Below are 26700 nucleotides of genomic sequence, written 5' to 3'. Positions count from 1 at the left end.
GAGACAGTCCGTGAGGTCGTGGCAAGATGCGCTGGGGCAGGCAGTTGCGGTGTGGCATTGCGCGGCACTCGCCGCTCCTCGTGGCGCTGATGTGCCTGGGGTTGTGGGACTCGCCCCCGCGGGCATCGACCCGCACGGAGACCGAGCCCCTGTTCCCCCGGGGCCTCACGCTGGAGATTCCTCCGCCGCAGACGGTGAACGAGGAGGAGGTGCTGCGCATCACCATCCCCGTGAAGGGCGGCCGTCCAGGCACCCGCGTCTTCGTGGAGGGCCTGCCGCCCGGGGCCCGCTGGCATGAGCCCTCGCGCACCCTCACCTTCCAGCCGGACTTCATCCAGGGCGGGTGGCGCCACGAGGTGACGTTCACCGCCGTGGACGGTGAGCAGACGGTCCAGGGCGAGTTGATGGTGACGGTGCGTGACACCGTGCGCCCGCCCGAGCCCCGCGTCGTCCAGCACGAGGAGGAGGCGGGCAGCCTGCGTCTGACGCTGGAGCAGCCCACGGACACGTGGCTGGACAGCCCGAGCCAGGCCGGCCGCACCTTCCCCGCGGTGGTGACGGTGCCCCTGGCCGCCACGTCCCGTCAGCCCATGCCGGTGACGGTGCGCCTGCACGGGGTGGGCAACTGGCCCCCCTCCCCCGAGGTCGCCCGGGACCGCTTCATCATCCAGCCGAGCGATCCGCAGCTCACCTACTGGTACGGCTATTCGGAGGACATGCTCCGGGGCACCGCGCCCAGGGGCACCGTGCCGCCGTACACCGTGCGCCGGGTACTGGCGCTGCTGGAGTGGGTGCTGCGCAGCTATCCCAGCGCGGATCCCAACCGGGTCTTCGTCGAGGGCGACTCCATGGGCGGCGCGGGCGCGCTGACGCTCGGCCTGCTGGACGCCCGGCACTTCGCGGGGGTGTTCGCCCGCCATGCCCAGCCCGTGGCCCGGGCCCACCGTCCCTGGCGGGTGGCGCAGCTCTCGTCCTTGTGGGGCATGCCGGAGGAAGAGGTGCTGGGGCCCGAGGGCCTGGGGGTCTGGAGCCGGCTGGACATGACGCGCGCCCTGCGCGACGAGCCCGAGGCGCGCTCGCAGTTCCTCATCCTGGAGCACGGCAAGGACGATCCCATCATCCACTTCGGCTCCATGGTGAGCCCCAGCACCCTCACCGGCGCCTCCTTCTATGAGACGCTGCAAACCCAGCACATCGGCCACGTCGCCGTGTGGCACGAGGGCGGCCACACCGAGCCGGATCCCTGGCTCGGGGAGCGCTGGTGGGACCGGGGCTGGAATCCGCGCGCGGACACGAAGTCCTTCCTCCGGCGGGACGTGGCCTTCCCAGCCTTCAGCCGCTCGTCCTGGGATGGAGATCCGGGCCGGGGCGGCAACGGGCACCAGCCGTGGCGCAAGGAGTCCGGCTACGCGGGAGACCCGAAGGTGGCGGGCGACACGGGCTGGGATGGGGACGTGGCGGGCATGTTCAACCGGGCGCTGCGCTGGGATGCCAGCCGGCTGGTGGACACCCCCCAGCGCTTCGTGATGCCGCTGCGCGCGGTGCTCGGCCCCGGTGTCACCACCACCCCCCAGGTGGATGTGACGCCCCGGCGCGTGCAGCGCTTCCAGTGCCTGCCGGGCGAGCGCATCCGCTGGTCCTTCGGGCAGGCCCACGGCACCGTGTTCGCCGCGCCGGATGGGGGCGTCACCGTGCCCCGCCTGAGCCTGCGCGGGGACTGGACGCCGCTCGTGCTCGAGCGCGGCTGAGCCGGCTCACGGCTTGACGGGCTCCGTGCTGAAGGCGAGCCGCTGGATCTGCCGGTTCACCTCCTCCTGCGCCTCGCGCTGCTCCTGGGAGAGCCGCTCCAGCTCCCGGGCGATCCCCTCCAGCCGATCCTCCTGCTCGTTGAGCTTGGTGACGAAGCGCGCGACCAGCTCGCGCTGCGGCGCCCCGCTCTTGAGGGATTCGATGTTGGCCCGGATGCGCTCCTGATCCTTGAAGAGCTGCGAGCGCTCCTCCGTGCGCTGGCGCACCTCCTCGGAGCGCCGCGCCACGCGCTCGCGCAGGGAGATGATCTCCCGCAGGCTCCGGGCCACGCGCTCGTCGATGAAGCCCGAGCTCAAGAAGAAGCTCACCTCGTCCAGGCCCGTGTTGGCGAGCAGGTAGGTGCGCTGGCGGCCCGAGGACTCCGTCACGGTGAACGTCTCCGTCCCCCCCGCGGCCAGCCCCCGCGTGAAGCGCCAGTAGTGGTCCGTCGTCTCGTCGGGCGCGCCCACCTGATCCAACCGCCAGCCCTCCGTGCGCGGGTGTTCCAGGAAGAGGATCTGCGCGCGCCTGGCCTTGTTGCGCAGGTGGTAGTGGGTGCGCCGCATCATCACGAACTCCACCGTCAGCACGCCATGGCTCACCATGGCCCGGCGCACCGGCCCCTCCTCGGAGCGATCCTCCACCGACACCACGAAGCCGAGCTCCACCGCGTAGGGCACCAGGCGCCGGTCCTCCGGCTTCATCGTGTCCAGCATCGCCTCGCCCACGTACGTGTCCCCCTCCGTCACCGTCACCGGGCCCCCCTCCAGGGTGAGCCCCGTGGTGTTGCGCAGCTCGAGGCACGCCAGGGGGTTCTTCTCGCGCGTGGCGCGGTTGTAGAGCAGCACCCGCCGCCCCTCGAAGGGCCGGTGGAGGATGGGCACCAGCGCGCTCTGGTTGCGGCGCACCGTCACCGGGTGCTGCACGCGGTACTCGAAGAGCTCGCCCACCTCCTTCGTCACCGTCTGCACCGCCGCGCTGCGCTCCTGGGCCTCGCGCCGGGCCATCCCCCCGCTCGACATGGCCCGCATCATGGGCGCGGAGGCGGGGGCGGACGCGGCCATGGGTGCCACCACCGCATCCGTCTCGGCGGCCATCTCCCGCACCGCGCCAAAGCCCTCCTCGGGGATGACGGGCGCGACGGCCGCCTCGGTGCGCACCTCCACCACGGGCCGGCGCAGGTAGCGCGGGTTGTACAGGTCGTGCACGAAGGACACCGGCAGCCCGGCCATGAGCGTCAGCTCCACCTGCTCCCAGTCCTCGTCCCCGGTGTTGTCCACCACCGCCCAGCCCTGGAGCACCGGCGGCTTTCCCTCCTCCAGGAGCATGCGGTAGCTCGTCTTCCACACCGGCGCTTCCAGCACGTAGGAGACGAACAGCTCGCGCTTGCCCTCGCCCGCGGTGAGCACCGACACGCGCTTGCTGTCCTTCTTGTACGAGGAGAGCATCGTGGCCAGGTAGAACTCCAGGTCCGCGCGCACGGCGTCATCCAGGAAGGTGAGCTCCGCCACCTCCAGCAGATCGAAGCCGCGCAGCGCCGCGCCCACCAGCAGCGTCAGGTAGGGCCGCTCCACCGCCGTGTCGCCCTCGGCCACGGGCATGGAGTCGAGCCCCACGATGACGCCCTCCACGAGCTGCTCCGAACCCACGCGCGCCCGCACCCGCGCGCCCTTCACCTGCCCGAGCAGCGCGGTGAGGCTGCCCGACTCGGGAATGCGCAGGGTGATGTCCTGGAGCCGCTGCTCCAGGGGCCGGGTGGAGTCGTAGCTCACCGACGACACGGAGCCGCCCGACAGGTCCAACACCGTCATGGACTTGAGGACGTCGTTCATGTCCCGCGCCTTGAAGTCCAGGTGGAGCGTCTCACGGCCCTCCACCGTGCCCCGGCGCTCGAAGTAGCCAACGCCATGCTTGTAGAGAACGACGCGGCGGATGGGCAACGACGGGGACATGCACGCGGCTCCAGCGAAAGATGGGAGGGGCTTCACCCCCGGTGTATCAAGTCCCCCATGCGAATGCGTTTCCCTTTCCGCGCCTCTTCCCTGGGCATGACGCTGTTCCTGCTCGCCGGCTGCCAGAGCACGAAGTCCGGTGGCCTCGCCCCCACCCCCCCGGAGACCCCCACCGGGACCGCCCCCTCGGCGGCGTCGCCGTGGCAGCGCGCCCGGGTGGGCGACGCCGTCACCTACACCTTCTCGGCCCAACAGGGCGCGGCCCCGGGCGGCACGGCCCGCTCGCTGCGCGGCCTGGTGTCGCTCGAGGTGGTGGCCGTGCAGCAGCCCTGGGTGTGGGTAAACGTGTCCTTCACGGACGAGGCCGGCCAGCCCCTGGCCCCGGTGTGGCTCGCCTGGCCGCAACTGCTGCCGGTGCGCTCGGACGTGACGCGGCCGATCGAGGTGCCCCCCCTGGGCGAGCCCGTCGCCGAGCGCCCCACCGTCGCCGGCCGGGCCTGGGACGCCCAGCGCTTCGAGAAGGACTCGCGCCCGGTGGATGGGCCGCTCGTCTCGCGCGTGTACGCCACCGAGCCCGGACCGCTCTACCTCACCCGGGGGCTGCTCGGCGCGCGCACGGAGACCGCGGGCTTCCACGTCCCGGGCGGCAGCGAGCTGACGCTGCGCGACTTCCGCGAGGGCTCGTCCACGGCCAGCTCCGCCGTGCCCGTCCTGGAGCGCCCCCTGGGCTCCGGCACCTACTATGACCGGCGCCTGGAGCAGGGCCCCACGCCCACCCTGACGCGCGTGTGCTTCGGCGCCGAGCGCGGCTTCCTCTTGCGCACCGAGGCCCCGCTGGACACCCAGGCCGCGCCGTGCACGAACTTCGCCGAGGCCGAACCCGAGCCCCTCGAGGAGGTGTTGACGGGACTGGTGTGGGAAGCGGTGGCCGTGGCATGGCCCCCCGCCACCGCGGCCGCCGGCACGCGCGGCACCTTCGAGGCCGAGGGCCACGCGGTGCCCGCGCTCACGGCGCAGCGCACGGAGAACGACGGGAGCACCCAGCGCGTCCTCTCGGAGACGTACGCGGCCGACCCGTGGTCCCCCACGCTGGCGGGGCTGGCGCGCGAGGCGCGCTTCCAGCCGCTCGCCGAGAGCACCGAGCGCGTGGAGAAGGCCGGCAAGCGCGAACTCGAGGGCGGCTCCCGGCTCGTGCGCTGGGGCTCCTGGTTGGGCGGCGCGAAGTAGCGAGCCGTGGCGTCAGGGGACGGCGGGCGAGGCGTAGTGGAAGACGTAGGAGCGCTCGGTCTGCTCGCGTCCCGACTCGCTCTTTCCCTGAGGTGTGCGCATGCGCATCTGGGTGGAGCGCCGCAGCGTCAACCGGTGGGGAAGCAGGGTGGCCGGCTCCACCACCGCGCGCACCTCCTGGGACGTCTCGAGGGCTTCGGTGACGGGGCCCTTGCCGGACTGAGCGGTCAGCGCCTGCTGCAGAAGCTTCTTCGCCTGCTCACGGTCCGGACTGGACTCGAGCACCAGCTCCACACAGCGCGGCTCCTTCTCGTCGGGGGTGCATGCCGACGGACCCACCCAGCGGAAGGTGGCGACCATGTCCAGCGTCCCACCTCCGAGTTGGGGGACGGAAGTCGGGCTGCGCAGCTCCCGCGACGTGCCCGGGGTGAGACCCAGCCGCGGCCAGGCGCCGACGCTCATGTTCCAGAAGTCGAGCGCGATCGCACGCAACGCCTCGTCCGTCGTCGTCATGTCGAAGACGCGGCGGCTGAGCGGGTCGAGCGACTTCAGCTTCACCTCGCTGGCGAAGGCCTCGCGTGCCTCCGCCGCCCCCTCGATGCCCAGGAACTCGCCCTGGCGCGAGACGCGCACCAGCGGGATGCGGTCCACCAGCCGATCCGCGGGAGACCCCATCTTCGCGGGCAGCGTCCCCTTCCACCCGGAGAAGGCCTCCCGCTTCACCTGCAACTCCTCGCCTTGAAGCTGGGTGGAGAGGGTGAAGGTGGCCCGGGCATCGTGGCGCTGCGTGCGGCCTCCCGCCTCCCGCTCGCCCTGGATGTGGACCTCCACCTGGGCCTTCAACCCCTCGGGCCAGGCGAAACGGAGGGTGGCGGGCTCTGCGGCCGAGACGGAGGTGCCGAGCAGGAGGAGCGGGAAGAGAAGGAATGAGCGCATGGGCGGCGCATGCTGCTCCAACCGGCGCGGCCCGGCGAGTGACATTCCGGAGTCCGTATATTCTCCGGCACCATGAAGCCCCCGTCGAAACCCATCTCGAAACCCTCGTTGAAGCCCACCTTCTTCGCGACTCCCGCCGACTGGCGCGCCTGGCTCGAGAAGCACCATGAGCAGCAGCCGGAGTTGCTGGTTGGGTTCTACAAGAGGGATTCGGGCCGCCCCAGCATCACGTGGCCCGAGTCGGTGGATCAGGCGCTGTGTTTTGGCTGGATAGACGGGGTGCGCAAGCGGCTCGACGAGCACAGCTACACCATCCGCTTCACCCCCCGGAAGCCACGCAGCATCTGGAGCAGCGTCAACATCCAACGCGTCCGGGAACTCACCGGGCAGGGCTTGATGCGCCCCGCGGGCCTGCGGGCCTTCGAGGCCCGGTCGGAGGAGCGCTCGGGGATCTATTCACACGAGCAGAAAGACACCGCGCTGCCCGAGGCGTATGACAAACAATTGAAGGCGAACAAGAAGGCCTGGAGCTTCTTCCAATCCCAGGCGCCCTGGTACCAGCGGGCGGCCCTGCATTGGATCACGAGCGCCAAGAAGGAGGAGACGCGGCTCAAGCGGCTCGCCACCCTCCTCCAGGACTCCGCGGAGGGACGTACCGTGCACCACCTGACCCGGACGCCCCCGGCGCCGAAGTGAGCCCCGCCTACCTGCGCACCTCGGGCGGCACCTGCGCCAACCACCCCACCTCCAGCGCGCCCCACAGCCCGAGCAACACGGCCTCGGCGGCGTCGTGCCGCAGCGAGGTGGGCCGGGGCGCACCGGACCAGTCAATCACCCGGCGCGCGAGCACCCCGGCCGCATCCTTGGCGAGACCTCCGCTGCGCTGCTCGCGGGCGTACAAGAGCCGCGCCCGCCAGTCCTGGGCGGACACGCGCAGCACCGGAAGCGCCCGCCGGAGGGCCTCGCGCTCCCACACCTCGGCGATGGGCCCCCCGCCCTCCAACACCAACCACGCGAGCGGCCCGGCCGAGTGCAGCACCGCGGGCACCGCGCGCTTGAGCCGGGACGGGGAGCCAAAGTTCTGTGAGCGGTACCAGCGCAACCTTCCGTCCTGGCCATAGAAGGCCAGCCCCGAGCGCAACCCGAGGTCCACCGCGAGCAGCCCCGGCGCCGTGGGCGCATCCTGGCTCACCCCGACTCCGTCCAGGCGATGTCCACGCACGTTCTCCTCGTCCTCGAGTCCAATTCCATATTTTCGAACGCCGTGCATTGAAGCACACGGGGACGGATTGTCTTCTTTCGAGGGTTCATGGCGACCTGCCCCCTGGTCCAATCGACAGCCTGGGGAGCTTGCCGAAATGATCCGGCGGGAGGGAATCGGGCCGATGGAGACATGGGCCCGAGTGGGGGGATCCACCATGAGCAACGAAAAACCCGTGAACGTGACCCAGCAAGACGCCGGCCTTCTGGAGCTGAGGAATGTGAGCGACTTCCTCCGGCATCAGAAATCGGCGGTCACCGCGCCAAACATCGTCACGGGCCAGCTCAACTCGACGAGCTATCCCTGGGCCGTGGGCGGTGACTCCGGCATCGACTCGTGCCTGAAGAACGAGGATCCGCCGCCTGGGTGCTGGGTGGACGGAGAGACCGTCCATGGCGGCATCTACATCAAGACCCAGAGCTGGGGCACCTACACGCGGCCGATCTTCGCCTACCTGAAGTACGTGAGCACGTACACCTATCCGAGCGGCGCCAGCCAGCACTACACCACGACCCAGACCGTGGGCCTCACGGAGACCTTCACGAAGGAGGTCAAGGCGAGCTACTCGGTGGGCGCCAACATCGACATCGTCAATACCAGCTCCAGCATCGAGACCGGGTTCTCGAGGGCGTCGTCCTGGTCCCAGCAGACGATCCAGAGCTGGACCACGAAGCTGCAGGGGCCCGCGACCTTTTATATCTATCAGGTCGCGCTGGTGTACGCCCACTGCGCCACGATGGCGGGCAAGAGCTGCGCCTCCAGCTTCAAGTACCAGCGCACCCGTGTCATCAATGATGGGCGGACCGATCTCTATTACCTCTCGTCCATCAGCAAGAAGGACATGGTGATTCTGAGCAAACCTCTCATCCCGCTGAGCTGGGACCAGGTCCAGCAATACGTGCTGATCGACAACTGGAACACCTGGTACTTCGACTACAGCGCCTACAGCGATCCGTTCCGCCGTTACTAGGCGCCTCCCCGTGCAGCGCCTGCTGTAGACATGATGGCCGCGGTCCACGGCCTGGCCGACCCGGGCCAGGGGCTCACCCCGGGTTTGTCCGGGTGAGTTCGTGCGCCAGCTCGATGCCCGCGTCCAGGTGCAGATCCTGGATGAAGCCCCGGCCCGCGATGGGTCGGGTGTGTTCGGGCCGGGTGGAGTAGCGGACGCACTCGGCATGTGAATAGACGGAGCCGTGGGCCATGAGCTCGAGACAGTGGATGTAGCGCTCCATGCGGGCACGGTCGGTGGCACCCAGACCGAGGGCGTCGTAGAGGGCGGCCATCCCAGCCTTGACCGTGAGGAACCGCTGGACCGTCTCGTCGAGCAGGGCAGCGGTGCGTTCCAGGGCCTGGGCGGTGGTGAGGTTCTCCGAGCGTTCCATGGCGAGGACCACGTTGACCTCTTGCTGGTGCCGGTCCTTCGGCAGGGAGAAGACGTCGTTCTGCAGCAGCACGATGTCGACCACGCATTGGCGCAGAGCCTGGATCTGGCTGGTTCCAATGACAGACGCGGGCACCTCGAAGCCCTCCGCGACCTCGATGAAGTCGATCATGGCGTTCATGCCGATATCGAGACGACGGATCTCGAACGCGGTCTGGGTGTCGATGGCTTCGAGGCGTTTGCGGAAGGTGGTCATCCGGAGCACCCCGATGAGGTACCATCTCAAGTGGTCGCGGAACCGGGCCATCCAGGTCGCGGACATCTTCGGAGTGAGCCGGTGGAGGATATCCGCGATGCCTCGCGCGGCCGCGTTCTCCCCCGGTGTGCCGGACGTGGAGTAGAGAACGCCAATCATGTTCTCGGTGATTCGAGCCACCCGCTCCGGCTGGTTCCCGAGAGGGCCAGCGAACTGGTCGTCGTAGAGGAACCCCCAGGTGATCCACTCCGTGGCCAGGTCCAGGACGTCACCGCGCCCGGTGGGCAGACAGTGTCCGGTGAGACGTCCCCAATTCCACGCCTCCAGTTGCCCGAGCGCGAAGTCGGTGGTGGCCAATCCCATCTGACGGGCCCATGCGACACTGTGACGTTGGGCCTGTTCGATGTCGGGACTGAGGTCACGAGGGAATGGAAACCGGAACTCGATCGCGGCACGGTGAGTGTCCATCTGCAACGGCGCTCCTAGGAGACAGGTGTGGAGGAACGGGGAACGGCGGTCATCAGGACCTGGTTGGGTCGCAAGACCGCGCGGGGGACCTCCCGGACGTGGTGACCGGGCACCGGGACGAGCCGCCACCGGGCGGCGATGGTGGCGACGGCGATCACCATCTCGGTCCGGGCGAAGACGTCACCGATGCACTTGTGTTTCCCGTCCCCAAAGGGGATGAAGGCGTGACGCGGAATCTTCTGCATCCGTTCCGGCAGCCACCGGTCGGGGTCGAATCGCAACGGCTCGGGATAAAGACGTGGGTCGCGATGGACCATCATCGGGCTGATGATGACCTCGGCCCCGGCCGGCAGGTGGGTGCCCGCCAGTTCCAGGGCACGCAGGGTGCGCCTCGTCAGCACCCAGATGGGCGAGTGCCGGCGCAGCGTCTCGGAGATCACGTTCTGGAGGTACTGCAACCGGGGCAGGTCCTCCATGGTGACGGGCCTGCCACCCAGCACCGCGTCGAGTTCGGCGTGGAGGCGCGCGTCCACCTCGGGGTGGCGTCCCACTTCGTGGAAGAGCCAGGTCAACGCGGTCGCCGTGGTCTCGGATCCGGCGACGAACAGACCGGAGATCTCCATCCGGAGCTGTTCATCGCTCATCCCCTGGCCGGTCTCATCATCCTGAGCCGCCAACAACGCGGACAACAAATCTCCCTGGTCGCGGTCATCCGCGCGCCGCGACTCGATGTACGCGGCGATGATCTCATTGAACCGGGCTTTCTTGCGCACGAACGCCTGGTTGATTGGAATTGGCAGCCTTTCGAAGACGCGGCCAGAGAGCAGGGTGTGAAGACCCACCCAGGAGTTGGCGGCGTCGATGTAGTCGCCGATCTCGGCGGCGATGCGCTCCTCGGTGTTCGCGCCGAACAGCGTCCCGGTGACGGCATTGAGCGTCAGACGGTGCATCTCCTCGCGCACTGAGAGGTGGGCACCCGGCGACCATCCGGCAATCTGCGCGTCTACTTGCCGGTGGATCGTCTCCATGTAGCCGTGGATGCGCGCGCGGTGGAACCCCGGCTGGAGGAGTTTTCGTTGCCGCCGGTGAACGCTCCCGTTGGAGACGACGAGCCCCTTGCCGATCGCGGCCGTCGCCTTGTCGAAGAGGCGCCCTCTCTCGAAGCTCTCGGCGTGAGTGACCAGCACCTGATGGATGCACTCAGAAGAGGTAACCACATACAAGGGCGAGGGCCCGACCCGGATCTGGACGATGTCACCGAGTCCACGTAACGACTGCAGATAGTCGAGAGGTGAGCGCAGCAACCGGAGCGCATGACCAAGCAGCGGCAACCCGCCTGGCGCCCCTGTGGCGGAGGCAGGGGGCGGAGAGGTCACGGTGTTCATGGGGTGGACGCTCCTCGCTGGATGATTCCCCGCGGCGGCCATGGCCCACGTCGGGAGATCCGAAAGTTGGAGAGGAAAGCCTGGGGGGGAGGCAATGTTTCTCCTAGCGGAATCACGGGTGGCCAGCAACGCAAGTTTCCCACGGAACATCGAGAAGACCCAGTGATGCGGCCCACGGGCCCAACAGGTAAAGTGGCCTCCCGAGCATCAACGGAGCGCGGCTCACCTGGCTCCGCCCGGACCAGGCCCCGGTACTTCCGGCGCGAATGGGTCATGGAGACAAAATGCCCATGCAGGGCATGTCCTGTCCGAAGTGCGGGACCGTCCTCCAGGTCACCGGACGAGCACCCGAGTCCAAGAGCACCTGCGCATGCGGCGACGTGACGACCATGCCCCGCCAGGGACGAGCCGGAAGCGACTCGACATCCTGGTCGCGATCAGGGCCCTGGCGGTGTTCCGCCCGTGCGTGAGCGCCGAGCTGCTGGAAGGAATCAGCGTGGACACCGCACGCCCCACGGCAAGGTGTCGGGCGAGTGCCCCTGACGCGGGGGGGCGTGGGGGAGTCGACGGCGACGAGTGACTCGACGTGTGGAGCACCTCCAGCGCGGAGCACGAACGAGCGGATGGGACCCACATCCCAGCGGGCGGTCCCTTCAACGACCGGCTCAACGCCCAACACCGTCCATCATTGGTGGCACCACGTCCTCGACGGAGCACACCTCCTCGGTAATGCTTCCCGAGGGCTTGTTGCTGTGTCGTGATGTGGAGGGGCATATGCCGGTGGCATGGTTCGTATCGAGAGGGAACGGAAGTGCGCGAAAGAAGGCCGTGTGCGCACTGGCTCTCGCGGGCTTGGTGCTGCTCTCAGGGTGTACCATGAGGCTGAGCGACCCACTGGAGATGACCCCATCGCTCCAGAGTCAGTCTTGCATGTTCAGCCCCGGGTGCATGGCGCCAGCGGCCAGCGGAGAAATCATACCTGCGACGCCCGCGGTAATAAGGGCCGCGCAGACGGCGCGGGGACTGCTCACGCTCAAGGACTTCCTGGACGAGGCGGAGGTGGCGCGAGTGGAGGCAGTGCTGGTGCAGTGCGCTCGCGAGGCGGACTTCGAGGTCAACGAGCGCGAGTATCCTCGAGAAAGGTATCCAAGCGACGCAGAGTGTAATCGAGAGGTAGGCCGTGACAAGAATGGTAAGCCTATCACCCGCGCCATGGAACTTGGAGTCATGAAGCATGAACGAGCGTTCGCATGTGTCGAGCGAGAACTCGGACGGGACTTCTCGGAGCATTTCACCCGCGAGCCTCGTTATGGCAAGGACGCCTCCACGGAAACGTATGTCCTCACTGGAGAGGGCGTGGGCTCGCTCGTTCCCGACATCGTGCTGCACCTGGTGCGTGATGCCACCCGCATCCAATTCCTCTATGACCTCTTCTTTCCCTGTACATCCAAGAGCAAGAGTGATCCGCTGGGTCCAGGCAGGCAGGTAATGGACAAGAAGTTGGAGAAGTATGAACCGCTGACGAAGCGTCAATCCCGAGCCCTCGTCACCCCTCAGTTGGGAATCAGCCGATGAGTCGTCGCAATCCCCGCATCCGCCACTACGCCGCAACGCCTCATGGAGAAGTGCTCGTCCAGCGGGACGTGGTCCGGCTCGTGCTGCATTTGCCTTTTGATCACGTGGACCTCTCCGCAGGCGTGAACCGTGCGCTCGACATGTACTTGAGTAGCGTGGGGCAGGGGTCGGAGATTCTGTCCGAGTGGTGCGACGTGGAAGGCGAAGACGATCTATTTCCGCTCGATGCGCAGGGCTGGGATTTCATCCGCTCCGAGTTGTCCCCGCCCCAGGGGGAGCGGTTCCTGGATGACGTCCCCGATGAACGGTACGTGCTTCGCCGAATGAAGAAGCAGTTCGATCGATCCGTGGAACTCTCGGGTGGAGAGGGGGGCCTGAGCGGCTACGGCTTCTTTTACTGGGCTCGGCTGCCATGGCGCACTCCACAAGCGGACGAAGTCAGTCTTGTGAGCTTTTCGTGGCCCACCGAGTACATGGAGGCGCGAGGCCCCGGGAAGATGCGAGCGGAGATTGAGCAACTGGCCGCGCTGCTGCCCTATGCATCGGGCCACGCGGGGCTGGCCTTCTATTCGTCCACCGTGTGGGGGCCCGTCATGAAGGACATTCACGAGGAGGCACTGCGCTACCCGGGCATGGACGTGACCCACGGGCAGCGAGCGCTGGGCACACGGGTGGACGGGGTTCACTGGCTCAACTTCCTGGGTCCGGAAGTGCTGGCGCAGCTGGGTGGAGCCGAGGCGCTCCGCTCTCGGCTGCACGCGCCGACCACCACGGTGACAGCCCTGGAGGAAGAACGGGCTTTGGTGGCGCTAGGTCCGGAGCCCGAAGCAGGAGACTTGAGCCAAGGAGACACTTTACCGGCTTGGCGTGAACTGGCACGAGTGCTCGAGCCCTGGCTCCTTCCCTTTCCCCACTACCGGTCCTGGCAGGATTGTCCTCCCGACACAGCAAGCCGCTGGTGGCGCCGTTTCCTCGACTGAGTTAGGCAAAGCGGACCAAGGCAGGGGCAACCATGAAGTCGACTCCGCGATCCGGACGCGTGCGAGAGTGGCCAGGGAACCCCAGCATGAGGTGTTCGACACCCATCATGACTCCAGACCCGCTATCTTTTGGCACCGACTCTCCTCAGCATCTATCCACCAGCCTGCCGCTCTCGGCTCCGAGCACCCACCTACTTTCACCTACAGGAGCGACCCTCTGATCTTCTGCGCCAGTCCGCAACCATCAGGAGTGCCCCCATCCCTCTATACGTCAGTAATTTTTCGGCTACTTTCTTGCTTCCGTCTCGAACAGCCACTTTCATACGGAAGGTGTGGGCCACCTTACTCTCAGCATTGACGCACTACGCGCCGCCATCGGCGAAACCATCGCTGGGAGCGTAAAATCCTACGATTTGGAGAAGGTTTGTGCCGAACTCGGAATTATCACTGACATCCGGGACACAGGGCTCGTTCAAAACAGCAAGCGAATCACAGTTTTACAGTGGCTGCCAAACAATCTGAGCCAAGTACTCGCCATTGGCGAGAGAGTTTTGGCTCGCTACCACAATCTTGAACTTGAAGAACTAATATGGAAGGCGCAAGAAAACTCGGTTGAGTTCTCGCAACTCGCGCGTCGGCACATCATTTCCGCGCTCTCTGCCCTTCCTGACCCATGGGGGCAAATCGGCGCCCAAGAGTTCCTGAGCGGGATTTTCCCGCTTGGATCATCTCTATCAAAAGCAGTACTACCCCGCTCCGATCTCGAAAACATTCGAGACACCTACAAACAACTCAACTTACTACACATTTCCGAGAGACGCCTTCGGGCTTTCCTTGAAAAGCTCGTCGACCCAAACATTCGAAATAAAGAAGACCAGAACAAATACGTCGGAACCCTCAATCCAATACTGAAACAATGCGGATGGGAACTACAAGCAACCACTGAAGACATGGGTCGCTTGTTCTACTCAATGCACCGCATCCAACAAGGCGTCCAGGGGCGACCAAAAAACATCATCTTCGCATCACGAATCAGACCCGATCTGCGCTTTGTCGACGCAATCAACAATGACATAGAGATCGTTACCCACAAGGACAAGGTTCTTGTCTATGACCGGCCCATTCCTCAAGCAGGGTTACTCTGGCAAAATTTGCAGGAGTGGTGGGCAGATCAATGTGGACTTGATCCGAAAAGCCGAGAAACCACGGTTCACCTATACCAACGGCTTTATGAATCACTGCCGGAAAACTCGCCTCCACAAAGGTTGTTTTTCACCACCTACTTCAAAGAACACAAGGACTCATTCGTAAACCTACCGGCCCTGCTTCCCGAGGTCTGGCTCCACTACGATCTGCAGACAATCGCACAGCGAGGCCGGGACGCACTGCTTCGGCAGCGGATGGACTTCCTAATGTTGTTTTCCCATGCCGAACGAATAGTTTTCGAAGTCGATGGAGCACAACACTACAGCGACAACGGTGTAGCCAATCCTTCAAAGTATGCCAGAATGGCCGCTGCAGATCGCGAACTCCGTCTCTCCGGATACCATGTATATAGATTTGGCGGCAGTGAATTGCAGGGACCTAAAGGAGAGGAGACCATTCGAAGGTTTTTTCACGCTCTATTTCGCCGCCATGGGCAGAAGTAAAAAGCTGCGACGAAGTTCAGTGTAGATGTACTCTCCTTCTGCCGATACGAAGGACATGCGCATTGGTATGACGAGATAAGTCTTCCATAGAAGACGCGCCGAGGCTTATTACGTAGCGGGCGCCATCAGGTGGCCTGAAAGCAAAAGAGCGGCCAGTCCTAGTCGAACGCCCAGGACATCGAGGTAAGCGCCGCAGCCTCACTTCCGGCCGCGCGCACCATTTTCCCCTTGGTCAGGTGCCCCAGCGCCTCGCCCAGCCCGTCGAGCGTCAGGGGGAACATGTCGACCACATTCCGCACGGCGGCGATGGTGTTGCCCCTCCACGTCTGGATGGGCTCGGGGTTGAGCCACACGCTGCGCTCGAAGTGCCTCGCCAGTTCCACGCGCAGCGTCCGCTCCTTCTTTGACTCACCCCTCGCCGCTGCCTCAGGTGACGAGCACGATGGGGCTCGACAACCACCGCCGACTGGGTTCTCTTCTACCATGTCTGCGGCGTCGACCCCCGCGGACCACCCTCTCCATGCGTTGGCTCTCGCTCCTCTTCTTGCTCTGCTCCACCCCAGCCGTGGCTGCTCCGGAGGGGTCCCCCCGCGGAACCTCCCGCAAGAAGCCGAAGGCGCCCGCACGGGAGGTGCCTTCGCGCACCGGGACCCGACCGGCCGCAACGCAGCCCGCGCAGCAGATGCGCTACTCCCTCGCGCTCGCGGGTGGCGGGTTCTACGGCGGTGGCTTCAACCGAGGCCCCCAGGGCTCGGCGCAGCTCACCCTGACGCCTCCCGGCTGGGGTCGCTTCTCCATCGACGTGGAGCTCGGCTGGCGGCTGGCGCGCTTCCGCGAGGACATCCCCGGCACCGGAGTGGCGGTCTCCGCCCTGCACTCCATCCCACTCACCGCGGTCGGGCGGATGAACCTCGTGCGGATGGCTCACCTCGGCGTGGACGTGCGCGTCGGCGTGGGGCCGCTCCTGGCGCTGCACCACCTCTCCAGCGACTTCTCCGCGAGCTCCGTGCGCTCGGCGGTCGGCTGGGAATTGCTCGCGGGAGCCCAGCTGCGCTTTCCCCTGGGGGCGCTCGAGCCGTTCCTCGACGCGAGGGTGGGGTTCGGCGAGGCGAACATCCCCTTTGTCCTCGGGCGCTCGACGGGTGTGCAGGGGCTCCTGGGTGTGAGGTATCAGCTGCCATGAGGAAGCTCGTCACCATCGCCGCGCTGGTCTTGCCCCTGGCCTGCCGGGACTGGCCGGAGCCGGCCATCCGCTCGGTCTCGCCGTCGGAGATGCGCGCGAGCGAAGCCACGGCGCTCGCCGTCGACGCCGAGCTGGTCCTGCCCGCGACGGTCGACTACGACAAGGGGACCGTCGGGGTGGACACCCAGGTGTCGGTGCGCATCGGGACGCTCGAGGTGCCCACGCTCGCCGTCTCGCCCGAGGGCGTCATCTCCACCCGCGTTCCATCGGTGCTCACGCCCGGCAGCTACGACGTGAAGGTGACTCTCGGGGACGGCCGCACCACCGTGCGCCCGGGCGGTCTCACCGTCGTCGAGGGGGAGTGGCCGGAGGGCTACAGCGTCGACCCCATCGGCCCGCAGAAGCGCCTGGAGCCCTTCACGCTGACGGTGCGCGCGACCGGCGCCAACGCGGCGGCGTTCCACGGCAACGTGCGCCTGGAAACAGGGGCTGGCGGCACCATCGGCCCGCGCGTGAGCGAGCCCTTCGTGGATGGGGTCCTCACACAGCAGGTCGTGGTCAACTCCATCCAGTCGGACGTGGTCATCCTCGTCACCGACATCGCCGGCAACCAGGGCGAGTCGAACACGTTCCTGGTGCAGTGACGGGGTGACTCGAGAGGGCGGCGTCGCACGGCCCCTACTCCCGGCCGCGCACCATCATCCTCCTAAATCTCGATCAACTTCGTCCCCGGGAGAGGACCATGACCGAGGGGAGTGCCTGGCAGGGCAACTGGAGGGTCCGTCTGTACGAGCGGGTTCGTGAGCGTGGTTTCGACTCGCTCACGGCCTTCGCGGAGGCGCGTCCCGCCGTGCCTTTGCATGTGCTCGCCGAGGAGCTGGGCGAGGAGGACGTCGCCGGGGTTCAGCTCTTGGGCGGGTTGCTGGCCGAAGCAGAGCAGCGCAAGCAGGTCACACGATTCGTGCGCGATGTACTCGTGCGCCTCTTGTCGCAGCATCTCCCCGAGGGCTGGCCCGCCGTACTGGACGACTCATCCCGCTTCACGGTGGCCCAGTCCTTCGCCATGTGGACCAGCTTCACTCCTGAAACCCACAAGGAACGGGTCATGCAGGCCAGGGCAGCACTCCGCACCACGCCGCCACCGCCCGGCTGGCGCCCGCTCGGCCCTGACGACGAGTTGCTGCGCACGCTCCTGCCCGACGAGGAAGTCTGAGCCTCAACCCGCGCGGCCCCTACTTCCGGCCGCGCACCATCTTCCCCTTGGTCAGGTGCCCCACCGCCTCGCCCAGCCCGTCGAGCGTCAGGGGGAACATGTCGAACACGTTGCGCACGGCGGCGATGGTGTTGCCCCTCCACGTCTGGATGGGCTCGGGGTTGAGCCACGCACTGCGCTCGAAGTGCCGTGCCAGCTCCATCAGCCACACCAGCCCCTCCTTGCCGTTCTCCAACGCATAGCGGCCTTCCACGTCCGTGCGCAGGGTCAGCTCGTAGGGCGCCATGAGCGCGTCCCCCACCATCACCAGCTTGTAGTGCCGCCCCACCTGTCCAATGAGGTCCGGCACGCTGATGCCCCCCGTCAGCGTCGCGTTCTCGAACACGCGGCCATACACGCAGTTGTGGAAGTAGTAGGTGCGCAGCTCCTTGAAGTGCGTGGCCTGCTTCGCCACCGAGAACAGCCGGCTCACCAGGTGGGCGTACGGATCCATCGAGCCGCCCACGTCCATCATCAGCACCACGCGCGTGTTGGGCCGGCGCGGCGGACGCGTCACCACCTCCAGCTCGCCCGCGTTCTTCGCCGTCGCCGCGATGGAGCCCTCCACGTCCAGCTCGTCCGGCGCGCCCTCGCGCGTGAAGGCCCGGAGCTTGCGCAGCGCCACCGCCATCTGCCGCGTGTCCAGCACCACGTCGCCCCGGTAGCCCTGGTACGCCCGCGCCCCCGCCAGCCGCATCGCCTGCTTGCTGCCACTGCCCGCGGGGCCTCCCACCCGGAAGCCCTCGCGCGGCTGCCCCGAGTGCCCGAAGGGCGACGCGCCCCCCGTCCCAATCCACTTCGTCCCGCCGTCGTGCCGCTCGCGCTGCTCCTCCAGCCGCCGCTGGAAGAGCTTCTCCAGCTCCTCCACGTCGAACTGCTCCAGCAGCGCCCGCTCCTCCGGCGTCAGCTCGCGCCGCTCGCGCGCTTCCTTGAGCCACTCGAGCAGTTCCTCGGTGAGCTGCTGCCCCGCCGCCTCCACTCCCTTGAAGTGCGCCAGGAAGGCCTGATCGAAGGCATCCAGGTGCGTCTCCGAGTGAACCAGCAGCGCGCGCGCCACGTGGTAGAAGCCATCCAGCGAGCTGTCATGCAGCCCCGCCTTCAGCGCCCCCGCGAGGGAGATCGCCTCGTGCGCGCCCACCGGCACCCCGCGCCGCCGCAGTTCGTAGAGGAAGGGCAGGAACATGGTCGCTCCGCTCAGGCCTTCGTCCGCCGGCCGCGCCCGAACGCGTCCGCCACCGCCATCAAGTCCTGCTCACGTTTGATCAACGCCCCCAGGAAGGGCAACTGCTCGTCCAGCTTCACCTGGGTGACACCGTTGGCCTTGAGCACGGCGATCCAGTCCACCAGTTCGCTCGTGGACGGGCGCTTGCGCAGCCGCGTGAAGTTGCGCAGCTCGTAGAACACCTTGAGCGACTGCTCCGTGAGCGACGCGTCCAGGTCCGGGTGGTGCACCTCGACGATGCGCCGCATCAGCTCCTGGTCCGGGAAGTCGATGAAGTGGAAGACGCACCGGCGCAGGAAGGCATCCGGCAGCTCCTTCTCGTTGTTGCTGGTGATGATGACCACCGGACGGTGCGTGGCCACCACGTCCTCGTTCGTCTCCGTGACGCGGAAGCGCATCCGGTCCAACTCGTGGAGCAGATCGTTGGGGAACTCCACGTCGGCCTTGTCCACCTCGTCCAGGAGCAGCACCACGCGCTCCTTCGAGGCGAACGCCTCGCCCAGCGGCCCCAGGCGGATGTAGCGGCGGATGTCGCGCACGTCCCCGTCGCCGAAGCGCGAGTCATACAGGCGCTGCACGGTGTCGTAGACGTAGAGCCCGTCCTGGGCACGCGTGGTGCTCTTCACGTGCCAGGTGAGCAGGCGCAGGCCCAGGCTCTGGGCCACGGCCTCGGCCAGGAGGGTTTTTCCCGTGCCCGGCTCACCGCGCACCAGCAACGGACGCTGGAGCGTCAGCGCGCAGTTGACAGCGGCCTGGAGGCCCTCGCTGGAGAGGTAGGTATCGGTTCCGTGGAAGCGGGAAGGAGGAGGCGTCATGGCGTGCCGACTCCTTTAACACCCCCTCGTCCCGCCCGCCCGCCTGGTAGACGAGTCCACCCCCGCCTCCGGCGGCTCACCCTTCGCCCCCTTGGATGCCTGCCCCCATGCCCCTCCCCCCAGGCCAGGGCAGGTCCTACCTTCCTACGGGCGTCCTTCTTCCACGCGGCGTGGGTGATGAGCATGACCGACAGTCTCCGCATCGTCAGCTACAACGTGCGCTACTTCGGGCACGCCCTGCGGGGTCTCGCCAGCACGCTGGGGCCCAAGCGGCGGGTGGCCGCCGCGCTGGCCACGTTGGAGCCCCTGCCCGACATCATCTGCCTGCAGGAGGTGGAGACGCAGTCGTTCCGCAGCAGCGTCGCCCATCGCCCCGCCCGCCCCGACGAGACCCAGCTCGAGGCCTTCATGGGCCGCATGGAGGAGACCTTCGCCCTCCTCAACCGCCCCATGCCCTACGAGGCCTTCTACTTCCGCGCCCACCGCTACGGGGTGCGCGACTTCTCGCTCTACACCACGGGCCTGGCCATCCTCGTCAACACCCGGCGGCTCTCGGTGGACACCCACAACGTGGACGCCCCCCACCGCATCACCCACCACCACGTGCAGATGCTGCGCGAGCGCAAGCAGAGCCGCATCTGCGCCCACATGCGCCTGGTGCGCCAGGAGGATGGGCTGCCCCTGCATGTCTTCAACACCCACCTGAGCCTGCCCACGCCCTTCGCCCGCTCCTTCTGGGCCACCCGGGACAAGATGGGCAACGGCATCAACCAGCTCCACGAGGCGCGTGCCCTCGCCGCGCTCGTGCAGCACCACGCACGGGGCGAGCCCTTCGTCATCTGCGGGGACTTCAACTCGCCCCCGGCCTCGCCCGTCTACCAGTTCTTCTGTGACGAGGCGCGCTTCACCAGTGCCCAGGCGGCGGTGGGGCAGATCGATCCGCGCGCCTCCCGGGGCTTCCCCACCGCGGGCTTCATGCACATGCGCATGCACCTGGACCACATCTTCGCCGGCGAGCGGGTGCGGTGGCTCGACACCGACGGCACCCACGCCTTTGGCGACACGCGCAGCCGCTTCCATGGGCTGTCGGACCACATGCCCCTCATCGCGCGCTTCCAGATGGAGCCCCCGGCCGCGCGAGCCGAGGCGTCCGCTCCCCCCGCGCCGTGAAGTCCCCTCCCACGTCCGCTCGCTCGCCGCCCGAGCGGGGACACGATGCGCCGTGGATTCGCCTGGGAGGGCTCACGGCACAGCCGGGCCATCTCCACCCTACCCATCAAAGAGGCCGCCCTTTCGGGAGGAGGCATGTCTGGAGATGACACACGGCGATGGATGGATGCGCTGGCGGATCCGCTCGTGGCCTGCGACGCGGGCGAGCGCGTGCGCTACCTGAATCCCGCCGCCGAACGCCTGCTGGGTTGGAGCGCGGGGCAGCTCGTGGGGCAGCCCTTCTCGCGCCTGCTCCCCGTGCGCCCGAAGGCGTCCGGCGAGCGCTCCTTCCTTCATGCCTTGCTCACCAAGGACCGGAGCGGGCAGCCCGTGCGGACCTTCCTCCTGCGCGGCGACGGGTCGCCGCAGGAGGTCGACGTGACGGTCGGGTGCTCCGGCCAGGAGCGCGAGGAATACATCAGCGTGCTCGTGCGGCGCCCCGCCGAGGTCACGTCCGGGCAGCGCGCCCACCAGCTCGTCTTCGACAACGCCCCCCTGGGCCTGTTCCACTTCGACGCGACCTCCACCCTCCTGGCGTGCAATGACTACCTCGCGCGCATCATCGGCGCGGCCCGGCCCCGCATCATCGGGTTGCGCCTGCTGTCGCTGCCGGACAGACCGCTGGCGGACTGCGTGCGCGACGTGCTCGACGGGCGCCATGCCTATTACGAGGGGGACTACCACTCCACCACCACGGACAAGGTGACGCCCGTGCGCGTCCACCTGGCCCCATGCATCGGGGAGCATGGCGAGGTGGAGGGCGGCGTGGGCATCGTCGAGGACATCACCGAGCAGCGCCACGCGGAGAGCGAGCGCACCCGGCTGCTGCGCGAGGCCCAGGAGGCCATCCGCGTGCGCGACGACTTCCTCACCATCGCCTCGCACGAACTCAAGACGCCCCTCACCCCGCTGTCGCTGCGGCTGGCGGGCCTGGAGCGCCGGCTGGAGCGGCAGGAACCGGTGGACCCCGCCCTGCTGCGCCACGCGCGCCAGCACCTCATGCGGCTCACCGCCCTCATCAATGACTTGCTGGATGCCTCGCGCATCGAGGCGGGAAGGCTCGCGTTGCATTTCGAGCCCACGCGCATGGACATGATCGTGGAGCGGGCGCTGGGCAGCATGGACGCCGAGCGCGGCCAGCACCGCGTCGACTACTCGCACCCGGAGGAGCCGGTGCGCATCCGGGGTGACACGTTCCGGCTCGAGCAGGTCATCGCCAATCTGCTGGAGAACGCCCTCAAGTACAGCCCCGACATCAGCACCGTGCGCGTGGCGTTGGAGGTGCGCGGGGAGTTCGCGCTGCTGACCGTGTCGGACGAGGGCATTGGCATCCCGAAGGATCAGCAGGAGCAGCTCTTCGAGCGCTACTTCCGCGCGCGCAACGTCTCCATCACCTCCTACGGCGGACTGGGACTGGGGCTCTACATCAGCCGCGACATCGTGGAGCGCCACGGGGGCCGCATCTGGGTGGAGAGCGAGCTGGGCCGGGGCTCCACCTTCTACGTGGCCCTGCCGCTGCTGTCCGCCGTCAACCCCACGCCCCCCGAGCCCCACGCCCTGTCCCAGCACGTGCATTGAGCGGGAAGCAAGAAGGCCGGGCCCCGCTTCCCCACGATGGAAGAGGAACCCGGCCTCCCGTCACGGCGGAGGGGGACTCAGCGAGCGGCGCGGCGGCGGCGAGCCATCGCGAGCAGCGAGCCCAGGGCCATCAGCACGAGCGAGGAGTCACCGCCCGAGGCCGAGCAGCCCAACCCGCCGCCGAGGTAGGCGATGTCCGCCTCGCGCACGGTCCACGTTCGGGAAGCCGGAGTGCCATCCGCGATGCCGCGGGCATCACGGGCGCGCACCTGGAACGTATGCTCGCCCTCCGCCAGGTCGGTGTAGGTCACCGGCGAGGTGCAGGGAGCGAACTCCGCGCCGTCCAGGCTGCACTCGAACGACACGCCCTGCTGCGAGCCGAAGGTGAACGTCGCGTCTCGCTCCGGGGTGGAGCCCGACGGGCCCGAGGAGATCTCCGTGTCCGGCATGCGCGAGCTGTCCAGCACGGTGAAGGAGCGCGGGGCCGACTCGGGGCCGACATTGCCGGCCGCGTCCCTGGCCCGGGCCGTCACCTGGTGGGGGCCGGAGGCGAGTCCGCTGGCGGTGTAGCTCCACTCGCCCACGTCATTCGCATTCACCACGAACTCCTGCCCATCCAGCAGGAGCGTCACGGTGCTGCCCGGCTCCGAGGTGCCGCTGATGACCACGGGCGAGTCGGATTCCAGTTCGGCGCCCTCCGCCGGAGTCACCACCACCGGGGCCTCGGGCGCGACGGTGTCCACGGTCCAGGAGAAGGAAGCCGGAGTCGCATCCCTGTTGCCCAGGGCATCCACCGCGCTGACCGTGAGCGTGTGCGTGCCCTCGATCACGGTGAGCGCCAGCGACTCCGTGCACGCAATGGACTGACCGTTCAGGGTGCACACATACGTCACGGGCAACGACGCATCCTCCGCGCGGAAGGTGAAGGCCGCGTCCGTGCTCGCGGAGAACTCCGGGGGATGGGTGACGATGAACGTCTCCGGCGCACTCGCATCCACGGTGAAGTGGTGCGCGGGAGCCACGGGGCTGTCGTTGCCCCCGGCATCCGTGGCGTGGGCCGTCACCGCATACGTGCCGTCCGCCAGCTGCGCCGTCCTGAAGCTCCAGTTGCCCACGCTATCCACCGGCGCGGTGCCCACGGACGAGCCGTTGAGGTACACCGTCACCCAGGTGCCCAACTCGGCCGTCCCCATGATGATGCTGATGCGTGTGTTGACGAGCGCGCCGTCGGCCGGAGCGGTGATGACAGGAGCCGCGGGAGCGGTCGCGTCCACGCGGAAGGTGCGGGTGCTGGACTCGGGGCTGGTGTTGTTCGCCGCGTCCGTGGCCGTTGCCTTCACCGTGTACGTCCCGTCCGTCAGCTCCGCCGTCGTGAAGCTCCAGGCCCCCGCGCCATCCACCGGCGCGGTGCCCACGGCCGAGCCGTTGAGATAGACCGTCACCGTGGTGCCGGCCTCGGCCGTGCCCGTGATGACGTTGACGCGAGTGTTGATGAGCGCGCCGTCGGCCGGAGCGGTGATGACAGGAGCCGCGGGAGCGGTCGCGTCCACGCGGAAGGTGCGGGTGTTGGACTCGGGGCTGGTGTTGTTCGCCGCGTCCGTGGCCGTCACCTTCACCGTGTACGTCCCGTCCGACAGCTCCGCCGTGGTGAAGCTCCAGTTGCCCAGGGCGTTCACCGGCGCGGTGTCCACGACCGAGCCGTCGAGGTAGACCGTCACCGTGGTGCCCGCCTCGGCCGTGCCGGTGATGACCGGCGTGCGCGTGTTGAACAGAGTGCCCTCGTCAGGCGCGGTCACCACGGGCGCCACTGGAACCGTCACGTCCACGTGGACGGTGTGGGTGTTGGACTCGGGGCTGATGTTGCCCGCCGCGTCCTTGGCCGTCACCTTCACCGTGTACGTCGCTCCGTCCGTCAGCTCCGCCGTGGTGAAGTTCCAGGCCCCCGTGCCATCCACCGGCGCGGTGCCCACGACCGAGCCGTTGAGATACACCGTCACCGTGGTGTCGGCCTCGGCCGTGCCAGTGATGACCGGCGTGCGCGTATTGACGAACGCTCCGTCGGCCGGAGTGCTCACGACCGGCGCCACCGGAACCGTCGCGTCCACGATGAAGGTGCGCGTGTTGGACTCGGAGCCGGTGTTGTTCGCCGCGTCCGTGGCCGTGACCTTCACCTCGAGGGGACCATCCAGCACCGCGCTGGTCTCATAGGTCCACTCACCCGAGGCGTTCGCGGTGGCGACCCCCACGGGCACGCCATCGACGAGGACCGTCACGGTGCTGCCCGCCTCGGCCGTGCCCGCGATGCGGACGGGAGTGGTCACATACGCACCCTCGGTGGGCGTCGACACGACCGGTGCCGCGGGGGCCACCGTATCGATGGTGAAGGTGTGGGGAGTGGACTCGGGGCTGACGTTGCCCGCCGCGTCCCTGGCCGTGGCCTTCACGTCATACGTGTCGTCCGACAGATCGCTGGTGAGCGCATAGCTCCAGGAGCCCGCCGTCACCGGCGCCGTGCCCAGCGCCACGCCATCGAGGTAGATCGTGACGGTGGTCCCCGACTCGGCGGTGCCCGTGATGGCGGGACGCGGGTTCTTGGAATGGGAATCCTGGGCGGGCGTGCTCACCACCGGAGCGGCGGGCACCAGGGTGTCCACGTTGAAGCCGCGCACATTGGACTCGGGGCTGACATTGCCCGCCGTGTCCGTGGCCGTGGCCTTCACCGTGTGGGCCCCCTGCGCCAGGTCGAAATCCGGCGTATACGTCCACTCCCCCGTGTCGCTCGCGGCCACGGTGACCGGAGACCGGTTGTCCAGGTAGATCGACACCGTGCTACCGGCCTCGGCCGTGCCCTGGATGACGGGACGGAGCGTGATGACGAAGTCGCCCTCGCCCGGCACCGTCACGGCGGGCGCATCCGGAAGGAGCGTGTCCACGGTGAAGGCATTCGCCGTGCTCTTGAGGCTCTGGACCCCGTCCAGCTCCGTCGCGGCCTGGACGGTATGAGCCCCCTGGGTGAGGGCATCCAACAGCACCACGCCGTAACCACCCGCCGCGTCGGAGGTTCCCCGGCGCGCCTCCTTGCCATCGATGTAGATGACCACGGTCGTGTTGGGCGTGGCCGTGCCCGAGACATTGGGGCGCGCGCTGTCCGTATAGGCGCCGTTGGCGGGCGCGCTCACCGTGGGCACGTCGAGCATGGCGAAGCCCCGATCGATCGTCTCGACCCGGCCGCCCGCGCCACTTTCCGCACCGTACGACACCCCTCCAGGCGCGGAGGAATCCTTCTGACTGCCCGACAAGCCGCCCAGGACGCTGTTGCTATCGGCCACGCAGCCCGTGCGCTTGGAGGCCTGCAACAGGATGACGCCGCCACCGCCACCACCACCCGGACCGACCTGCTTGGTATTGGGGCTTCCTCCGTTGCCACCGCTGGCATCGATGTCACCGCAGATCGCGCTCGTGGCCAGGCGCAGATGGATGCTGCCACCCGCACCACCACCACCCGCAGCATCCGTGCTGCTGTAATAGCCCGAAGATCCCGTCGCCAGGATGCTCCCCGTCGAGCCAGAAAGGGAGTTGGCACGGATGAAGACCACGCCACCACCACTGCCTCCCCGCTGGGCGGACGTCGCGCTGCCATGACCCGCACCGCCACCACCACCGGGAATCAACCGATTGAGAAGCGCATAGTCCTCGATGGGTGCACCGGCCCGCCCTCCCACGCCTCGGCTCCCATCCGTGGAGGAGGAGAACCCTCCCCTGCCGCCCTTGCCATGGTTGGCGCCTCCGCCTCCGCCCGACCTGAAGCAGACGCCTCCACCACCGCCATTGAGCACGTAGCCTCGTCCCGTATGGGAGGGCCCATAGGAGGTATTGGCGATGCCCTCTCCCTTTTGAGCCCCCTTGGGCGGGGACTCCGCATCACCCGAGCATCCCGTCGAGCCATTCCCACCGGGGTCACCGACGAACACGCCTCCCCGGAACCCCGCCCCCTCCGCGCTGATCGTCCCCAGGTTGCGGACGAGTCCCGTGGCGAGAAACGCCACGACGCCACCCACCTTGCCATCCCAGGGCTTCGCGAGGATGAAGTTGTCGGGGCCCACGGTGACGCTCGTGAACTCGGGCACCCGGATGATCTGGGTCACCTGCGCCGCGTATCCACGGATGAGCGGCGCCCTGAGCTTCAACGTCGTCCCCGACACGGAATCCACCCGCGCCAGCTCCCAGCGGCCCACCTCGGTGTTGTTGAGCGACGTGGACGTCGCGGGCTCCTCGACCTGGGGGGTCCCCAGGAAGCCGGTCGTCTGGAACACCATCACCAGATCGCCACCGGAGAAGCAGGGCGCTGGCGTGCAGTTGCCGACGATGATCTCCGTGTCTCCCTCCAACAGGGGGGACACCACCTGGGCATAGCTGTTGACGATGCTCTCAGGATCCGCCGTGAACGGGCCGTTGTGCCCATCGCCCAGATAGAAGGTATCCGGCTCGGCCAGCGCCGCCGTCGAACCGAGCGCCAGCACCCACAGCGCGGCCGCGAGCCACTTCGTGAAGAGTGTGTTCTTCATGGTCTTCCTGTCCTCGTC

At 67.7% G+C, this 26700-nt stretch carries 21 protein-coding genes; 12 read left to right on the top strand and 9 right to left on the bottom strand.

Going from position 1 to position 26700, the window contains the following annotated elements; genetic code table 11:
- The first annotated feature begins 26 nt into the window (after positions 1-26).
- Positions 27-1748, top strand: coding sequence for an alpha/beta hydrolase (locus D187_RS24525; RefSeq protein ID WP_002625939.1), 1722 nt, complete (start codon positions 27-29; stop codon positions 1746-1748).
- Between the two features lie 6 nt (positions 1749-1754).
- Here D187_RS24525 and D187_RS24520 read toward each other — a convergent pair whose 3' ends face one another.
- Positions 1755-3740, bottom strand: coding sequence for a hypothetical protein (locus tag D187_RS24520; protein WP_002625940.1), 1986 nt, complete (start codon positions 3738-3740; stop codon positions 1755-1757).
- A 57-nt stretch (positions 3741-3797) separates the two neighbouring features.
- Between D187_RS24520 and D187_RS24515 the strand changes: the two genes are divergently transcribed.
- Positions 3798-4967, top strand: coding sequence for a DUF6068 family protein (locus D187_RS24515; protein ID WP_043431344.1), 1170 nt, complete (start codon positions 3798-3800; stop codon positions 4965-4967).
- Between the two features lie 12 nt (positions 4968-4979).
- Here D187_RS24515 and D187_RS24510 read toward each other — a convergent pair whose 3' ends face one another.
- Positions 4980-5903: a hypothetical protein gene (locus tag D187_RS24510; RefSeq protein WP_043431343.1), complete on the bottom strand. Its 924-nt coding sequence runs from the start codon at positions 5901-5903 to the stop codon at positions 4980-4982.
- Between the two features lie 72 nt (positions 5904-5975).
- Between D187_RS24510 and D187_RS24505 the strand changes: the two genes are divergently transcribed.
- Positions 5976-6599, top strand: coding sequence for a YdeI/OmpD-associated family protein (locus tag D187_RS24505; protein WP_211241564.1), 624 nt, complete (start codon positions 5976-5978; stop codon positions 6597-6599).
- Positions 6600-6606: 7 nt separating this feature from the next.
- On the opposite strand, the gene D187_RS24500 is transcribed toward D187_RS24505, so the two are convergent.
- A complete protein-coding gene (locus D187_RS24500) occupies positions 6607-7125 on the bottom strand; it encodes a hypothetical protein (protein ID WP_245591808.1) in 519 nt (172 codons plus the stop codon).
- Positions 7126-7321: 196 nt separating this feature from the next.
- On the opposite strand from D187_RS24500, the gene D187_RS24495 reads away from it, so the two are divergent.
- Positions 7322-8134, top strand: a complete 813-nt coding sequence (locus tag D187_RS24495; RefSeq protein ID WP_051256506.1) for a monalysin family beta-barrel pore-forming toxin — start codon at positions 7322-7324, stop codon at positions 8132-8134.
- A 73-nt stretch (positions 8135-8207) separates the two neighbouring features.
- Here D187_RS24495 and D187_RS24490 read toward each other — a convergent pair whose 3' ends face one another.
- Complete coding sequence (locus D187_RS24490; protein WP_245591807.1) at positions 8208-9269, bottom strand: terpene synthase family protein; 1062 nt, start codon at positions 9267-9269, stop codon at positions 8208-8210.
- Positions 9270-9283: 14 nt separating this feature from the next.
- Positions 9284-10654 carry a cytochrome P450 gene (locus D187_RS24485; RefSeq protein WP_051256505.1) on the bottom strand — a complete coding sequence of 457 codons (1371 nt, stop codon included), beginning with the start codon at positions 10652-10654 and terminating at the stop codon, positions 9284-9286.
- An 876-nt stretch (positions 10655-11530) separates the two neighbouring features.
- Here D187_RS24485 and D187_RS52600 point away from each other — a divergent pair.
- The 3 genes from D187_RS52600 (at position 11531) to D187_RS52595 (ending at position 14858) form a co-directional block, all read left to right on the top strand.
- Positions 11531-12229: a hypothetical protein gene (locus tag D187_RS52600; protein ID WP_245591806.1), complete on the top strand. Its 699-nt coding sequence runs from the start codon at positions 11531-11533 to the stop codon at positions 12227-12229.
- A complete protein-coding gene (locus tag D187_RS24475; protein WP_002625949.1) occupies positions 12226-13209 on the top strand; it encodes a type VI immunity family protein in 984 nt (327 codons plus the stop codon). The genes D187_RS52600 and D187_RS24475 overlap by 4 nt, the downstream gene beginning before the upstream one ends.
- Before the next feature lie 332 nt (positions 13210-13541).
- Positions 13542-14858 carry an AbiJ-related protein gene (locus D187_RS52595; protein ID WP_076606216.1) on the top strand — a complete coding sequence of 439 codons (1317 nt, stop codon included), beginning with the start codon at positions 13542-13544 and terminating at the stop codon, positions 14856-14858.
- A 158-nt stretch (positions 14859-15016) separates the two neighbouring features.
- On the opposite strand, the gene D187_RS24470 is transcribed toward D187_RS52595, so the two are convergent.
- Positions 15017-15241: a hypothetical protein gene (locus D187_RS24470; RefSeq protein ID WP_002625951.1), complete on the bottom strand. Its 225-nt coding sequence runs from the start codon at positions 15239-15241 to the stop codon at positions 15017-15019.
- Between the two features lie 299 nt (positions 15242-15540).
- Between D187_RS24470 and D187_RS24465 the strand changes: the two genes are divergently transcribed.
- The 3 genes from D187_RS24465 to D187_RS24455 all read left to right on the top strand — a co-directional run bounded on the left by D187_RS24465 (position 15541) and on the right by D187_RS24455 (position 17254).
- Positions 15541-16041 carry a hypothetical protein gene (locus D187_RS24465; RefSeq protein WP_002625952.1) on the top strand — a complete coding sequence of 167 codons (501 nt, stop codon included), beginning with the start codon at positions 15541-15543 and terminating at the stop codon, positions 16039-16041.
- On the top strand, positions 16038-16685 hold the full coding sequence (locus D187_RS50275) for a hypothetical protein (protein WP_002625953.1): 648 nt from the start codon (positions 16038-16040) through the stop codon (positions 16683-16685). The genes D187_RS24465 and D187_RS50275 overlap by 4 nt, the downstream gene beginning before the upstream one ends.
- Before the next feature lie 98 nt (positions 16686-16783).
- A complete protein-coding gene (locus D187_RS24455; protein ID WP_002625954.1) occupies positions 16784-17254 on the top strand; it encodes a hypothetical protein in 471 nt (156 codons plus the stop codon).
- Positions 17255-17273: 19 nt separating this feature from the next.
- Here D187_RS24455 and D187_RS24450 read toward each other — a convergent pair whose 3' ends face one another.
- Positions 17274-18476: a vWA domain-containing protein gene (locus D187_RS24450; protein ID WP_002625955.1), complete on the bottom strand. Its 1203-nt coding sequence runs from the start codon at positions 18474-18476 to the stop codon at positions 17274-17276.
- 11 nt (positions 18477-18487) lie between these two features.
- Positions 18488-19330 (bottom strand): AAA family ATPase, encoded by an 843-nt coding sequence (locus tag D187_RS24445; protein WP_002625956.1) that lies wholly within the window; start codon positions 19328-19330, stop codon positions 18488-18490.
- 183 nt (positions 19331-19513) lie between these two features.
- On the opposite strand from D187_RS24445, the gene D187_RS24440 reads away from it, so the two are divergent.
- Both D187_RS24440 and D187_RS24435 read left to right on the top strand, forming a co-directional pair.
- Positions 19514-20500 (top strand): endonuclease/exonuclease/phosphatase family protein, encoded by a 987-nt coding sequence (locus D187_RS24440; RefSeq protein ID WP_043431340.1) that lies wholly within the window; start codon positions 19514-19516, stop codon positions 20498-20500.
- A gap of 135 nt (positions 20501-20635) precedes the next feature.
- The gene (locus tag D187_RS24435; RefSeq protein ID WP_020918243.1) at positions 20636-22117 is read left to right on the top strand and encodes a PAS domain-containing sensor histidine kinase; all 1482 of its coding nucleotides are present in this window, start codon (positions 20636-20638) and stop codon (positions 22115-22117) included.
- A 77-nt stretch (positions 22118-22194) separates the two neighbouring features.
- Here the strand turns inward: D187_RS24435 and agmC are convergent, their stop codons facing one another.
- Entirely contained in the window at positions 22195-26682 is a 4488-nt protein-coding gene (gene agmC, locus D187_RS24430; RefSeq protein WP_002625959.1) for an adventurous gliding motility protein AgmC, read from the bottom strand.
- Between the last annotated feature and the right edge of the window lie 18 nt (positions 26683-26700).

The organism is Cystobacter fuscus DSM 2262 (assembly GCF_000335475.2).
Taxonomy (GTDB): domain Bacteria; phylum Myxococcota; class Myxococcia; order Myxococcales; family Myxococcaceae; genus Cystobacter; species Cystobacter fuscus.
Note: the sequence above shows the minus strand (reverse complement) of the source record. Positions and strands in the feature narration are given on the sequence as shown.

Excerpts from the sequence above, each read along its gene's own strand:
- D187_RS24465 (WP_002625952.1), top strand. The coding sequence starts at position 15,541 with ATGCGCTACTCCCTCGCGCTCGCGGGTGGCGGGTTCTACGGCGGTGGC.
- D187_RS24505 (WP_211241564.1), top strand. The coding sequence starts at position 5,976 with ATGAAGCCCCCGTCGAAACCCATCTCGAAACCCTCGTTGAAGCCCACC.
- D187_RS24520 (WP_002625940.1), bottom strand. The coding sequence starts at position 3,740 with ATGTCCCCGTCGTTGCCCATCCGCCGCGTCGTTCTCTACAAGCATGGC.
- D187_RS24450 (WP_002625955.1), bottom strand. The coding sequence starts at position 18,476 with ATGTTCCTGCCCTTCCTCTACGAACTGCGGCGGCGCGGGGTGCCGGTG.
- agmC (WP_002625959.1), bottom strand. The coding sequence starts at position 26,682 with ATGAAGAACACACTCTTCACGAAGTGGCTCGCGGCCGCGCTGTGGGTG.
- D187_RS24510 (WP_043431343.1), bottom strand. The coding sequence starts at position 5,903 with ATGCGCTCATTCCTTCTCTTCCCGCTCCTCCTGCTCGGCACCTCCGTC.
- D187_RS24490 (WP_245591807.1), bottom strand. The coding sequence starts at position 9,269 with ATGGACACTCACCGTGCCGCGATCGAGTTCCGGTTTCCATTCCCTCGT.
- D187_RS24440 (WP_043431340.1), top strand. The coding sequence starts at position 19,514 with ATGACCGACAGTCTCCGCATCGTCAGCTACAACGTGCGCTACTTCGGG.
- D187_RS24435 (WP_020918243.1), top strand. The coding sequence starts at position 20,636 with ATGTCTGGAGATGACACACGGCGATGGATGGATGCGCTGGCGGATCCG.
- D187_RS24485 (WP_051256505.1), bottom strand. The coding sequence starts at position 10,654 with ATGAACACCGTGACCTCTCCGCCCCCTGCCTCCGCCACAGGGGCGCCA.
- D187_RS24515 (WP_043431344.1), top strand. The coding sequence starts at position 3,798 with ATGCGAATGCGTTTCCCTTTCCGCGCCTCTTCCCTGGGCATGACGCTG.
- D187_RS24455 (WP_002625954.1), top strand. The coding sequence starts at position 16,784 with ATGACCGAGGGGAGTGCCTGGCAGGGCAACTGGAGGGTCCGTCTGTAC.
- D187_RS24495 (WP_051256506.1), top strand. The coding sequence starts at position 7,322 with ATGAGCAACGAAAAACCCGTGAACGTGACCCAGCAAGACGCCGGCCTT.
- D187_RS50275 (WP_002625953.1), top strand. The coding sequence starts at position 16,038 with ATGAGGAAGCTCGTCACCATCGCCGCGCTGGTCTTGCCCCTGGCCTGC.
- D187_RS24445 (WP_002625956.1), bottom strand. The coding sequence starts at position 19,330 with ATGACGCCTCCTCCTTCCCGCTTCCACGGAACCGATACCTACCTCTCC.
- D187_RS52600 (WP_245591806.1), top strand. The coding sequence starts at position 11,531 with ATGAGGCTGAGCGACCCACTGGAGATGACCCCATCGCTCCAGAGTCAG.
- D187_RS24475 (WP_002625949.1), top strand. The coding sequence starts at position 12,226 with ATGAGTCGTCGCAATCCCCGCATCCGCCACTACGCCGCAACGCCTCAT.
- D187_RS24525 (WP_002625939.1), top strand. The coding sequence starts at position 27 with ATGCGCTGGGGCAGGCAGTTGCGGTGTGGCATTGCGCGGCACTCGCCG.